At 55.7% G+C, this 12,652-nt stretch carries 12 protein-coding genes; 7 read left to right on the forward strand and 5 right to left on the reverse strand.

Going from position 1 to position 12,652, the window contains the following annotated elements:
- Positions 1–3: 3 nt before the first annotated feature.
- Complete coding sequence (locus G512_RS0106555; protein ID WP_028481024.1) at positions 4–1,626, reverse strand: AMP-binding protein; 1,623 nt, start codon at positions 1,624–1,626, stop codon at positions 4–6.
- A gap of 19 nt (positions 1,627–1,645) precedes the next feature.
- Entirely contained in the window at positions 1,646–3,463 is a 1,818-nt protein-coding gene (locus G512_RS0106560; protein WP_051269044.1) for an extracellular solute-binding protein, read from the reverse strand.
- A gap of 384 nt (positions 3,464–3,847) precedes the next feature.
- Here G512_RS0106560 and G512_RS0106565 point away from each other — a divergent pair, with 384 nt between their 5' ends.
- Complete coding sequence (locus tag G512_RS0106565; protein ID WP_028481026.1) at positions 3,848–4,468, forward strand: invasion associated locus B family protein; 621 nt, start codon at positions 3,848–3,850, stop codon at positions 4,466–4,468.
- 109 nt (positions 4,469–4,577) lie between these two features.
- Here G512_RS0106565 and hspQ read toward each other — a convergent pair whose 3' ends face one another.
- Together hspQ and G512_RS0106575 are read right to left on the reverse strand one after the other, a co-directional pair.
- Positions 4,578–4,901, reverse strand: coding sequence for a heat shock protein HspQ (gene hspQ, locus G512_RS0106570; RefSeq protein ID WP_028481027.1), 324 nt, complete (start codon positions 4,899–4,901; stop codon positions 4,578–4,580).
- A 138-nt stretch (positions 4,902–5,039) separates the two neighbouring features.
- Positions 5,040–5,912 (reverse strand): lysophospholipid acyltransferase family protein, encoded by an 873-nt coding sequence (locus G512_RS0106575; protein ID WP_028481028.1) that lies wholly within the window; start codon positions 5,910–5,912, stop codon positions 5,040–5,042.
- A 194-nt stretch (positions 5,913–6,106) separates the two neighbouring features.
- Between G512_RS0106575 and G512_RS0106580 the strand changes: the two genes are divergently transcribed.
- Positions 6,107–7,054, forward strand: a complete 948-nt coding sequence (locus G512_RS0106580; RefSeq protein WP_028481029.1) for an AEC family transporter — start codon at positions 6,107–6,109, stop codon at positions 7,052–7,054.
- Here the strand turns inward: G512_RS0106580 and G512_RS20240 are convergent.
- Positions 7,032–8,261 carry a UbiH/UbiF family hydroxylase gene (locus G512_RS20240; protein ID WP_073833236.1) on the reverse strand — a complete coding sequence of 410 codons (1,230 nt, stop codon included), beginning with the start codon at positions 8,259–8,261 and terminating at the stop codon, positions 7,032–7,034. The two genes, G512_RS0106580 and G512_RS20240, sit on opposite strands and share 23 nt — an antisense overlap.
- A 157-nt stretch (positions 8,262–8,418) precedes the next feature.
- Between G512_RS20240 and G512_RS20245 the strand changes: the two genes are divergently transcribed.
- The 5 genes from G512_RS20245 (at position 8,419) to uraH (ending at position 12,652) form a co-directional block, all read left to right on the forward strand.
- Positions 8,419–9,327 (forward strand): DUF2182 domain-containing protein, encoded by a 909-nt coding sequence (locus G512_RS20245; protein ID WP_051269016.1) that lies wholly within the window; start codon positions 8,419–8,421, stop codon positions 9,325–9,327.
- A 35-nt stretch (positions 9,328–9,362) separates the two neighbouring features.
- Positions 9,363–10,067: a CDP-alcohol phosphatidyltransferase family protein gene (locus G512_RS0106595; RefSeq protein ID WP_028481030.1), complete on the forward strand. Its 705-nt coding sequence runs from the start codon at positions 9,363–9,365 to the stop codon at positions 10,065–10,067.
- A 130-nt stretch (positions 10,068–10,197) separates the two neighbouring features.
- Positions 10,198–11,175: a quinone oxidoreductase family protein gene (locus tag G512_RS0106600; RefSeq protein WP_028481031.1), complete on the forward strand. Its 978-nt coding sequence runs from the start codon at positions 10,198–10,200 to the stop codon at positions 11,173–11,175.
- 58 nt (positions 11,176–11,233) lie between these two features.
- A complete protein-coding gene (locus G512_RS20250) occupies positions 11,234–12,169 on the forward strand; it encodes a LysR family transcriptional regulator (protein ID WP_208974956.1) in 936 nt (311 codons plus the stop codon).
- 129 nt (positions 12,170–12,298) lie between these two features.
- Positions 12,299–12,652, forward strand: coding sequence for a hydroxyisourate hydrolase (uraH, locus tag G512_RS0106610; RefSeq protein WP_028481032.1), 354 nt, complete (start codon positions 12,299–12,301; stop codon positions 12,650–12,652).

Below are 12,652 nucleotides of genomic sequence, written 5' to 3' on the forward strand. Positions count from 1 at the left end.
CTCTCAGGCTACCGCGGTTTTTTCTCTTGGCTGCGATCGGCGTGCCAGCTTTTCTCTATCCACGTCACCGGTATCCAGGCGCGGTAACGACCGGAGGGACAGAATACGATGCGGCAGCATGGCAAGACTCACACGTTCCGCATCCAGATAGGCATAGAACGCATCCACATCCACCGTCGCTCCTTCACTCGGTACCACAGCGACCATCAGTCGAGCGCCCAGTATGTCATCTTCTACCAGAAAAGCGGCTGCTTCGCTCACCCCCGAGAATGCACTGTAGATTATATCAAGGTGTGGTAATTCAGAGGAATCAGGTGCAATGGTTCCTGTTCGCCCCACATTTGTAATGGCCCCGTCTGTGATGGTAACGGGCAATGTGGTCCGCACGGCACCATCGTCGGTTGTAGTCATACATGGCGCGGCGTCTGGCCAACAGGCGGTAGGCACCATGGCGCCCTCTAACGCCAACAGCGTTTGGTTGGTATCGTCGTGGCGATCCAGATCCAGCAATTTCGGCCCCAAACTATTGCCGGAGGGCGCATGGACCGCCCCCAGCTCCAGATTGTGGGGCAGGGCATGTGTACCCCGAAGCTTTGCCACGAATCCGAACTCCTCCAGAACATGCAAGTCGATGAAGGTGGAGCGTGTAACGTAAGGTGCCGGCTTGGTGGAGGTTGGCGACCATACAGCGAGAACAGCGGTATCCCAGCCTTGCATGGCTTCATCCAGGTGAGGCGCAAGCGCACCGGGCGCCAGTATGTAGTCTGCATCCACCGTTCTGGCGTGGTCTGTCATGCTGTGCAGCGCAATGGGATGGTGGAGATGGAGCGTACCCTCGCTCAAAAGCCATGGCACCAGGCCTGCGCCAATGCCGGTCATGCCGCACATGACAAAGGGCACCACCAAGCTGCTGTGGGACTTCAACCTTGCTTCCAGAAACGGCATCAGCCCCGCTGAAATCCAGTGATTGTGGCTGCGGGGCACCGGCGCAGGACCTTCCTTGGTCTGCACCCAGGTCAAGGTGGCGATATGGTTGGCGGCGTTCTTGTCAACGGCGCGGCCCACCTCATCCATCGCATCGCCGTATTCCTTGACCAGCGGCGACAATTCGAGAACCCCTTCGGGCACAGAGGACCCAAGCCCGAACACAAATTTCAAAGAAAAGTAATCCGCGGCTGCATCGCGTGCGTCTTCGCCCAGGAACCGGGCTTCCACCCGATCGGCGGTGATGAAGGCCTTCGCACCGACTGTGCTCAAAGCCTTCAGAATCTCGCGATGGCGCCAATGCAGGGGGAAGGGGGAGACAATCAAGCCGGCGCGCCAGGCACCGAGCATGGTCAGGAGCGTGTCGACGGTGTTTGGCGCCTGTATCCCAATGACACGGTCCGGTTCCAGACCAACGGCAGCGAAAAAGGTCGCGATGCGCGTAATCTCGTCCTCCGCCTCGCGGAAGGTGACAGCGCGGGGTTTGCCGCCGGTCCATTGGGCCCGGTCGGGGGCATCCACCAGCGCCATTTGGTCCGGGTGCGTCTGTGCGGCCCGTTTGACCAGCGCATCAAGGGTAACGGTACCCCAGACACCGCTGGTGGTGTAGTGCGAGATGATCGCGTCGCTGCAAAGGATCATTTTTCCCCCGTCAGTGCCCTTATTCAGCGGCGGTGGCGGACCACCAATTGTCGAACTGATGGCCGTAGACCGGTGTTTGTTCCGGATGGTCCAGCGTGGTCCAACGTCCAACCCATTCGGCAGGAACGTGATACAGCGGAATGGCATAGGCCCCTGAAATCAGGACCCGATCCAACGCCCGTACTGCGGCAACAAAGTCTTCACGGGTTCGCGCGGCAACCATTTCATCAATCAGAGAATCAATTGCAGGCTCCTTCGCCCCGACGATGTTGCGAGAGCCGGGCAGATCGGCGGCATCCGATGACCAGCGCGCATACTGTTCACCGCCTGGCGATAGGGAGGCGTACCAACTGTTGAACAGCATGTCGAAATCGAAGTTGAAACGCCGCTCTTCGAATTGCGAGGCATCTACAGAGCGCACCTGCATCTCAACGCCAATCAATTTCATCGTGCGTTGGAGAGACAGAGCCACCCGTTCCTCATCCTTGGTCCGCACCAACATCTCAAAGGACAAGGCCTGACCGGTCTGCTTGTTGACCATCTGCCGCCCCTCTAGAGCATAGCCGGCTTCCTGTAGCAACGAGACCGCTTCGCGCAGTACCGCACGATCCCGACCTGATCCATCCGTCTGCGCAGGTTCCCACGTACCTGCCATCACGTCAGGGTCGACAACGCCCTCAAAGGGAGCCAGAAGCGCCCGCTCCTTGTCAGATGCTGGCTTGCCAATGGAGGACAACTCGGAATTATCCCAATAGCCAGCCGTTCGTTCATAAAGACCGCGAAACAGCGTGCGATTGATGAAGTCAAAGTCCAGCAACATGCTGAGAGCGCGGCGCACGCGCTTGTCTTGGAAATGCGGTCGGCGTGTATTGAATGCCAGACCCAGCATGGGCGCTGGTGTGCCCTTTTCAAACACATCCTTGACTACCTTTCCCTCATTGTAAGCGGGGAAGTCGAAGCCGGTTTCCCATGTTGCGGGATTGCCAAACGCCAAAGCTTCAACGTCGCCTTTCTTGAAGGCTTCGATCAACGCATTGCGATCGCGGAAATAGTCAACGCTGATGGTGTCAAAATTGTCAAAGCCGACTTTAACCGGCAAGTCTTTTGCCCAGTAGTTTGGGTTGCGCTCATAAACAACCCGGCGGCCCGGATCTATCTCCTTGAAGGTATAAGGACCGGAACCCACTGGAGGCTCCAGCGTGCTTTGATCAAAGGTCTGCGCATCTGTGTCCGTCTTGGAGTAAATCGGGGCGAGGGAGATCAGCAGTGGAAGTTCTCGGTCAGTTCCATCCTTGAAGTGGAGCTTGATTGATCGTTCACCGGTGCGCTCGAACTCTGTTATGCGCCCATACCAGTCCGAATAGGGGGGGCGTCCTTTATCACGCATGATCTTGAGCGAGAATTCCACATCTTCCACAGTCACCGGCTTGTCATTGGAGAACTTCGCAGCTGGATTCAGGCGAAACTCGATCCAATCGCGCGCTTCGGGAAGGCGGACAGCTTCCGCAAGGTGGGCATAAAGCGTGAACGGCTCGTCGTTGGAGCGTAGGAGAAGACTTTCAAAGATGTTTTGTCCCATCTGACGCTCTTTCATGCCGCGGGCCGATGTCCAGGCTCCCTTGAGAATGAACGGGTTCAGACTGTCGAAGGTTCCTTGCACGCCGAGCCGGATTCGCCCGCCTTTGGGTGCCTCCGGGTTTGCGTAGGGAAGATGGCTAAACCCTTGTGGTAAGGCGGGTTTTCCGTGCATCGCGATTCCATGGGACCAAGGAACAGTTTCTTCTGCATAAGCGCTGGCGCCCATCTCCGTCAGCCCGCCCAGCAGCGCAGCACACATCACCGAGGCAAGCGCCAGCCTTCCCAGTGCGGTTGCGCGGGTCCGTCGGGAACTGCAGAAAAAAGCCATTAAGATTTCTCCTAGGAAACTGTTTAGGATTTATGTTTAATATGATTCTGTCACAACACCAGCCCACCGACCTTTGGAAAAGCCCCCATTCACGGGTATTCTATGCCTAGAAATTTGTCTTGGAGATCGTTAAACAGGGGCGACTGGCATCCCTCTTCGTGCTTTGGTGCTTAATTCGGCCCATACTTCGGGCGCCCTTTGCGCTGAGAGCCACAACAATCTGGTGGTGGAGAGAGCTTGCCTCACAGAATTAACGGTCGCCGATAAGCACTGCTTGCTGGCAAATTCGGTTGCAAACTATTGAGGGAATTTGGAATGGCCAATCATTTGAAGCGCATTGTTGCTGGTGGGGCGATGGCTGTTGTGGCCGCACTCGGCCTTTCGACTGCGGCCTCTGCACAGGCTCAGCCGGATGATGCCTGGGTGAAGGTATGTAACACCGATCCGAACTCTAAGAAGGAATTCTGCCTCATCACCCAGGAACTGCGTACGGATACCGGCCAGTTCCTCGCTCAGGCAGTTGTACGTGAAGTGACCGGCGAAAGCCGCAAGCTGCTTCACATTGCCGTGCCTCCCGGAATGCTGATCCAGCCGGGTCTTCGGGTCCAGATCGATGCTGCAAACCCGACGGAAGCAAAATACACCATCTGCTTCCCGAATGCGTGTATCGCTGAACTGGTGATTGATGATGCCTTCATCGATTCCATGAAGCGCGGCGCAAAGCTGGTCATCACCACACTGAATCAACAGGGCAAGCCGCGCCCGTTCGACATGACGCTTTCCGGCTTCACCCGGGTTTATGACGGTGAGCCGATCAAGCCTGAAGAATTGCAGCGCAAGCAAGAGCGCCTCCAGTCAGAACTGCAAAAGCGCGCTGAAGAAGCTCGCCAGCGTCTGATCGAGCAGCAGCGCAAAGCCAGCGAGGCTGCTGAGTAAGTCGTCTTTCACGAAAACTTGCGTGAAGAAGAAATAGAAAACGCCGCTCCGGATCAGATCCGGGCGGCGTTTTCATTTTGACTCATGGCCGACTGCGCCTTTTTACGTCCTAGTGGATCTCCACATCGCGCGGCACATATTCACCGTTTTCATTCTCATCAAAAATCTCGTCGAGCTGCGGGTGATGAACAGGTTCTCCGCTCTGGTCTTCTTCCAGATTCTGCTCTGAGACATACGCTATGTATTCGGTCTCGGAATTTTCGGCGAGAAGGTGATAAAACGGCTGATCCTTGTCTGGTCGCACATCTTCAGGAATGGAGTCGTACCACTCGTCGGTGTTGTCGAAAGTCGGGTCGACATCAAACACAATTCCACGGAATGGGTAGAGCCTGTGCCGTACCACTTGACCAATCCGAAACTTTGCCGTTCTTATCTTCTCCATCACAAACCTACTGCTCTGCGCATGCGTCTTCATGCGCTTCAGGGCGCCCTAAAATTCACGAGAAGCCCTGAAAGTCAAGTCACAAGTCTTCAAGCAACCTGCCAGATCTCTCAGTTGTGCAGGGCGCACCTACTGCCACTTTTTCAGGATCCACATCCATTGGGCGGGGTCTTCACGAATCCAGCACTCGAACTGGTCATGAATGGCTTGGGTACCATCCAGTGCATCCTGTCTTTTATCAGGCGTGCGCGGGATCTCAACTTCTTTGCCTTCGATTTCATAGCGAGCCCCCGTTGTACGGCATGCCCGAACTGCAATGACCGGCACTCCGGCGCTTCGGGCCAGATAGGCCGGAATATGTGTTGCTGTTGCCTTGCGGCCAAAAAAGGTGATTTCGACCCCGCGCCGATCGCGCACGTCAGCGACAAACGCTGTAGAGCCCCCGCCACGTAACGTTGAGATCAGCTTGTGGGCGGTACGATGACTCTTGCTGAACAACCCGAGCCGATAGATGGGCGCCCGTTTTTTCGACAAGTAGGCATCGGAAAGCGGGTTGGACAGGGCTTGATAAACCCCCGCAATAGGAAGGTTCTGGGTTTGATTGGGAATACCAACAACCTCCCAGTTTCCGCCATGCATTGTAACAAAAACGCAGCCACGGCCACTCTGGTGCACTTTTTCAAGCACTTCTGGATTCCGGAAAACAACACGATTTCGGTCCCGTAACAATCTGGGTAGCTGAAGTGTTTCGGCAGCGATACGACCCAGATTTTCCCACATGTTTCTGATAGTAAAATCCGCTTCCGCCGCGCTCATCTCCGGAAATGCGGCCTGCAAATGAGAAATTGCGCGGGGGTGGCGCTCTGTCAAAGGCGCAATCCAACGCCACGCCTTACCCATGGCCGCAGAGGCAACGTCCAGGGGCAGGATGGCAAGCAGTTTATCCGCCACAACAAGGCCGAGCCACTCGATCCGCGTTTTGAGATTGGTCCAGAATTGCATTGAAACATGGAGTCCGAAGTTTGTGTCGGGCTGCTCCTACAGCGTTACAAGGCCAATGGCAACCAATTGACGTGAAAGAGCGTTCCCGATAAGGCAGTTTGCTTAGCCAATCAGTTAGATAAAGGCAATATAGTCCGTTTAAAAATCGACCGCCGTCGGCCCACAGGGAGAGCAGTGTCGCTGCTCAGCTTTTCATGCTCAATGTACTCAACTTGGCCTTGCCGTTTTTCCTGCTTATTTTCATTGGCTACGTCTCAGGAAAGCGGGTCAAACTACCTCAGGAAGGGCTGGCGTGGATCAACTTCTTCGTGTTGTATATTGCCTTGCCGGCGTTGTTCTTTCAGCTTCTTTCCGAAACTCCGCTTGAAGAACTGGCAACGTTTGATTTTGTGGCGGGTACTACGGCGGCCACCTTCATCGCTTTTGTCCTGTCCTTTGTCGCGGGTAAGGTGCTGGCCAAAACCGAGGTCAATGCGGCAACGGTGCAAGCGTTGGTCGGCAGCTACTCCAACATCGGCTACATGGGGCCCGGGGTAACGCTAGCTGTGCTGGGGGCCTCGGCGACCGTACCCACCGCGTTGATCCTGTGTTTTGACACGATCCTGCTGTTCATACTGGTGCCGATGATGATGTCGCTGGGGGGCACGGCGCGGCAGCCAGCGCATGTTGTTGTGAGACAGGTCCTATTTCGCATTGCAACCCACCCGTTCATCGTGGCGGTATTTGCGGGCATTCTGGCTGCAGCGGTCGAGTTTCAGCCCCCGGTGGCAATTGACACGTTGCTGACGTATTTGCGCAATGCGGCTGCACCATGTGCCTTGTTTGCCATGGGGGTGACGATTGCCTTGCAACCAGCCCGTCGGCGGGCGGCGGAACTCCCCGTTCTTCTGGTGATCAAGCTGGTCCTGCATCCGGTGCTGGTTTATTTCATTCTCACCAGCATCGGCGGTTTTCAAGACAAGTGGGTCTACACCGGCGTCTTGATGGCCAGCCTGCCGCCAGCAGCTAACGTTTATGTATTGGCTCAGCAATACCACGCCTATGTCGAGCGTGCGTCAACGGCCGTTTTGATCGGCACCATGGCGTCCGTGCTCACGGTGCCGGTTGTCATTTATCTGATCACGCACGGCTATTTGCTGTAGGGGCGGTGCGGCGCATCAGTCTTGGCAGCAGAAATGTTGGCGCAATGCCTTCACGCATCAACAAGCGGCGCACGGGGCCTAGAGTTGATGCGGTATAAAGGCCAATGGACCGCAGCACCTGAATAGGCAAAGCACTAGTGAGCAAGGAGCGGTTCAACAGATCCACGGCATTGGTGCGTGAGTTGATATCGCTCCAGCGCTGTCGCTCATAGCTTGCGAGCACATCGTCGCCGCCGGGATCCTGATGATGGGCTTTGGCCTTGCCTGCCAGGTCTGCGATCACCGCAATGTCTCGCAATGAAAGGTTGAGCCCCTGGGCGCCAATGGGAGGGAAGGCATGGGCCGCTTCCCCCACCAGAACGGAACGATTGCCGCTGAGCCGTTTTGCCTTCAGACCGGACATGGGGTAGACCTGACGCTCACTGATCACCTTGAATTTTCCAAGAACAGAGTGCGCGATGTCCTCCAGTTCTCTGGCTAGGGCCTCATCATCCAGCCTGCTGAGGCGTTCAGCCACATCCGGAGCTTCCACGCAGACCAGCGCGCTCTCGCGGCCGGGCAACGGCACCAGCGTGAAGGGACCTGTTTCGCGATGGAATTCGGTCGAGACGTTATAGTGAGGCAGGTCATGCGAAAGGTTCATAACCAACGCGGATTGCTTGTAGGCCCACGTGTCCACATCGATACCCGCCGCTTCCCGCACCAACGATTTGCGACCATCAGCGCCAACAACCAGTTTTGCGGCGAGGGTCTGCCCCCCGGCGAGGGTCAAGGTCGCTTCGGTCGGGCTGGATCGAACTGAGGTGACAGAACCCTCGATAAACGTCACATCGCAATTTTCGCCAATCAGTTTTTCAAGGCCACGGTTCAGGTTCTTGTTCAGGATATTGTAGCCAAACGCCGGTAGTTTGAGCTCATGTGCGTCGAAAGTTGTCTCCCGGGCTCGGATCAGACGGGTCGTCCCATCAATCAATCGCATCTTTTCCAATGCGGTAAAGTCGGCTTCAAGTGCCGCCCAAATGCCGATGTTCTCGAGGAAATCCTTGGAAGCCGCCATCAGCGCGGTGGTTCGGCTGTCATTCATGTTCGGCGCCGGACCAACGAGTGCAGTTCGCACCCCGCGCGAGGCAAGGGCGAGGGCGGCAATCATGCCTGCCGGACCGGTTCCGACCACGACGCACTCGAAGGTTTCAGATGGCATTGTCATTTTTCCGGCTCCTGGACACTCTTGAATCGGATTCAACACTTTAGAAGTTGGATAAATTCTGCGAAAAGACAAGCAGATAACGCCTAACACGCGATTCCACCATCGCACAGTCGCCATTCGGGCGTAAAACGTGATCGACAACAGGACAGAAAGAGCCATGGGTAACGATGTTTCTTCCTCGCAGCGGTTTTGGCGAGACGCCGTTCCTGTGCTGGTACTGACGGGCGCTATCGCGCTCGGCTGGGCCTATCTGGGCTACATGGTTGTCGACATGGTCACACGAATGGATATGGGCGCCATGGGACCGGGCATGGAGCTGTTCAATCAGTTCAACATGTTCAAGGGGCTGGACCCGGCCATTCGGGCGCAGTTGGCGGTCCTGTGCTTGCCCATGGCCAATGAAGCCTTCGGCATGCCAGGGCTGGTGGACGGATCCTTTGCAGACTTTCTGCTCATTTTCCTGATGTGGTTGATGATGGTTCTGGCCATGATGTTGCCCAGTGCCGTTCCAATGCTGACAAGTTACCACAGGGCGCGCCCCGGCAACGCCGTGCTCGTGGTTGCGGCTGGATATCTGGCCATCTGGACCGGGTTCAGCGTTTTGGCCACTTTGCTGCAAATGGCTCTGCATACGCTTGGCGCGCTGACGCCGATGATGGTTCCCACGATCAGCATTCTGGCAACCTCGACGATCTTTGCCGCGGGCATCTATCAGTTCACGCCATTCAAGATGGCATGTCTTGTGCGGTGCAGGGTACCCAACACGTTGTTGGCCGGTCACAAGGCGCAGTCCGATCATTCCGCGTTCCGATTCGGACTGGATCAGGGGTTGTACTGCCTTGGGTGTTGTTGGGCACTCATGGCATTGATGTTTGCTGTTGGCATCATGAACATCATCTGGATTGCGCTGCTAGGACTTGTTATGGCGATTGAGAAGACGTCGAATTCCCGTCCGGTGACCTATGGCATCGGGGTGGCTCTCATTTTGTGGGGAGCCGTCAACCTCTACTTTAATTCGGGATCAACGCCGTTTATGAATGCCCTTGCCGGCTTGTTCACACTGTAGACGCATGGCGTCACCACTGGATCAAAGAGCTCGAATTGTCTGATAAACCTGAACACAAACTCTTTATAATTCATTTGTTCACTGCTCTGGGTGCGCCATTGGCCTTGCTCGCGCTGATTGAAGGCGCGCAAGGAGACTTGGGCATGATGTTCCTGTGGCTGGCTGTGTCCTTGTTCGTGGATGGCGTGGATGGCCCCTTGGCCCGACGGTTTCAGATCCAGACACGGTTGCCACGCTGGAGCGGTGCCATTCTCGATCTGGTCATCGATTATTCCACCTATGTTTTCCTGCCAGCCTTCGCCCTCTATCAGAGCGGCCTCTTGAGCAATTTCTGGGCGCTCGCCAGTGGCTCCATTATCGTTTTCACCGGGGCAATCTATTTCGCTGACACGGACATGAAGTGTGATACGGGGCATTTCAGCGGCTTTCCCGGCGTGTGGAACATGGTCATTGTTGCGTTGATTGCCATTCAGGCGGATCCGTGGCTGATCTTGGCCATGGTGGCCCTTTGTACGGTTCTGACATTCCTGCCGATTTACTTCGTTCATCCCGTGCGCACCAAGCAATGGCGTCTTCTCACGCTCGTTGTGCTGGCTGTCTGGACCGGAGCGATTGCGTGGTCCGTTATTTTGAACTTCCAAGTGGATACGATTCTGACAGCAGTGATCACCACAACCAGTCTCTACCTGCTGTGCGTTGGTGCGGTGCAACAGCTGTTGGCTAAGCTTGCGCCAAGCTGAAAAACGCCGTGTTTTACATTGGCCTTAAAGCGTAGTTGTGGGTGGCATGTCTTGCCACCTCTTGCATTTTCAAGTCTCATCAACACCTGATAGCCTACTGAAACTCTGTCTCGTTGGGAGGAAAGCGGACATGGTGAATGCCGTCAGAATTCATGAAACCGGTGGCCCGGAAGTACTCAAGTGGGAAACGATCGAGTTGGGCCCACCCGCGCCTGGTGATGTTCGGATCCGGCACACGGCTGTTGGTCTGAACTATATCGACACCTATTTTCGCTCTGGTTTGTATCCCGCACCGTTTGGCCTTCCTTTCGTTCCCGGTAACGAAGGGGCAGGGGTTGTCATTGCCGTAGGAGCAGGAGTTACCGATCTGAAAGAGGGTGACCGGGTTGCCTATGCAGGCCCATTGGGTGCTTACAGTGAGGAACGGAACATTCCAGCGGCCAATCTTGTAAAGGTCCCGGAACGCATCGCTGATGAAACCGCAGCCGGGATGATGCTGAAAGGCATGACAGCACGCTACCTGCTCAAGGCGACCTATCCGGTCACAGCTGGCACGACCATACTGTTCCATGCCGCCGCCGGGGGAGTTGGTTTGATTGCAGGGCAGTGGGCCGCTCATCTGGGAGCAACTGCAATCGGCACCGTGGGCTCTGACGAGAAGGCAGAACTGGCCAAGGCCAATGGATACGCCCATGTCATCAACTATCGCAGTGAAAACTGGATCGAACGGGTGAAGGAAATCACCGGCGGACAGGGCTGCGACGTGGTTTATGACAGCATCGGACGGGATACGTTCCCCGGTTCGCTGGATTGTCTGAAACACCGCGGCATGTGGGTCAGCTTTGGCCAGTCTTCAGGACCGCTACCAGAGGTCGACTTGGGCATTCTAGCGCGTAAGGGTTCCCTGTTTGCAACGCGACCAACCCTTTTCAACTACATCGAAAAACGAGAAGACCTGGTTGCAACGGCAAATGATCTGTTTGATATCGTCGGTTCAGGAGCGGTGACGGTGCCTATAAATCAACGCTATGCGCTCAAGGATGCTGAACAGGCCCACCGGGATCTTGAAGGTCGGCGGACAACCGGCACCACTGTTCTGCTTCCATAACTCCAGCACAAGGCACCAACGCACAATGGATCGCTCTCGTTTCTTATATGGTCCCGCAATGCGATATTTCGCACTTGCGGCGGAAGAGGGGTCCATTCGTGCGGCGGCGCGTAAACTCAACGTGGCCTCCTCGGCAGTGAACCGACAAATCCTGTCCCTGGAGGATCAACTGGGCGTACAGCTTTTCGAGCGGGTTGGACGCACCATTCGCCTTTCAACAGCTGGCGAAATCATTCTGGCTCATATCAAACGGACCCTGTCGGATTTTGAAAGTACGATTGAAGAGCTTGATGCGCTGAAAGGCGTCCGTCGCGGTTCGGTGACCATCGCCAGTGTTGAAAGTGTCTCTCAGACCCTACTGCCCGAAATCATCGGCGCTTTTCGCAAGTCGTTCAACGGCATTCATGTCAGCCTGCACATCTCGTCATCGCGCGGTGTAATTGAGGCAATCGAAAATGCCGAGGCCGATGTGGGGTTCACTTTCGATCCGCCCAGCTCAGGATCTATCGATGTGGCCTTTCGGCGCGCGTTGAAAATCGGGGCGATCCTGTCTCCGAACCACCCTTTGGCTGCGAATCCCAGGTTAACATTCAACGAGTGTTTTCAATATCCCGTTGCGCTTCCAAGCAAGGGGCTGTCGCTGCGCACCCAATTGGATGCCGTATTGGAAAACGCAATTCCGCGCAGCAAGACATGTATCGAGGCCAATTCGCTCACTTTCATGAGAATGTTGACGCGAGACGGGCAAACGATCAGCTTTCAGACCACGATCGGTCTTGAGGAGGATATTGCCGCAGGACGCATCGTGTTTCGGGAATTGGACGAACCGCATCTGAATGATGATCGGTTGTCGATCATCACGTCATCCATGCGTGGTCTTCCACTGGCACCGGCGATGTTCTTCGACCATGCGGTTGCAACATTGAAAAAGCTGCTTCCCGAAGCAGAAAGTTCTGACCAAACCCCAAGAAAACCCCTGAAAAATCATAGGTGATGCCAAAAAAGCATCACACCGAATGAAAAATAGAGCTTTCTGGATCAGTAGTTTTACGTCTAACATCCCGTAGAGGTAAAAAGGCGAGATGGCACCAAGCCATCCCTACAAAATCCAGAGGGCAAGGCCATGGGGCGGTTAACAACACATGTGCTGGACACGGCGCGCGGCCGGCCAGCTGCGCAGCTGCGCATTCGCTTGTATGCGGTGAGTGAAAGCGGACGCGAGTTGCTGGGACGTTTCAGCACCAATGACGATGGGCGCGTAGACGCGCCGTTGCTTGAAGGTGCAGCGCTTCAGGCGGGTACTTATGAACTTCTCTTTGAAGCTGGCGAGTATCTGCAACGGGCCGGAGGCCTGTCGCAAACAGCGCTGTTTCTGGATGAAATCCCGATCCGATTTGGCATTTTTCACCCGGACGAGCACTACCATGTGCCCCTTCTGCTGTCGCCGTATGGTTACAGCACTTACCGGGGGAGCTAG

Source organism: Pseudovibrio exalbescens DSM 16456, from assembly GCF_000422785.1.
Taxonomy (GTDB): Bacteria; Pseudomonadota; Alphaproteobacteria; order Rhizobiales; family Stappiaceae; genus Pseudovibrio; species Pseudovibrio exalbescens.

Bases quoted from the DNA above. Each gene is read 5' to 3' on its own strand.
- G512_RS20240 (WP_073833236.1), bottom strand. From the start codon at position 8,261: ATGACAATGCCATCTGAAACCTTCGAGTGCGTCGTGGTCGGAACCGGT.
- G512_RS0106560 (WP_051269044.1), bottom strand. From the start codon at position 3,463: ATGTGTGCTGCGCTGCTGGGCGGGCTGACGGAGATGGGCGCCAGCGCT.
- G512_RS0106580 (WP_028481029.1), top strand. From the start codon at position 6,107: ATGCTCAATGTACTCAACTTGGCCTTGCCGTTTTTCCTGCTTATTTTC.
- uraH (WP_028481032.1), top strand. From the start codon at position 12,299: ATGGGGCGGTTAACAACACATGTGCTGGACACGGCGCGCGGCCGGCCA.
- G512_RS20250 (WP_208974956.1), top strand. From the start codon at position 11,234: ATGCGATATTTCGCACTTGCGGCGGAAGAGGGGTCCATTCGTGCGGCG.
- G512_RS0106565 (WP_028481026.1), top strand. From the start codon at position 3,848: ATGGCCAATCATTTGAAGCGCATTGTTGCTGGTGGGGCGATGGCTGTT.
- G512_RS0106600 (WP_028481031.1), top strand. From the start codon at position 10,198: ATGGTGAATGCCGTCAGAATTCATGAAACCGGTGGCCCGGAAGTACTC.
- G512_RS0106555 (WP_028481024.1), bottom strand. From the start codon at position 1,626: ATGATCCTTTGCAGCGACGCGATCATCTCGCACTACACCACCAGCGGT.
- G512_RS20245 (WP_051269016.1), top strand. From the start codon at position 8,419: ATGGGTAACGATGTTTCTTCCTCGCAGCGGTTTTGGCGAGACGCCGTT.
- G512_RS0106575 (WP_028481028.1), bottom strand. From the start codon at position 5,912: ATGCAATTCTGGACCAATCTCAAAACGCGGATCGAGTGGCTCGGCCTT.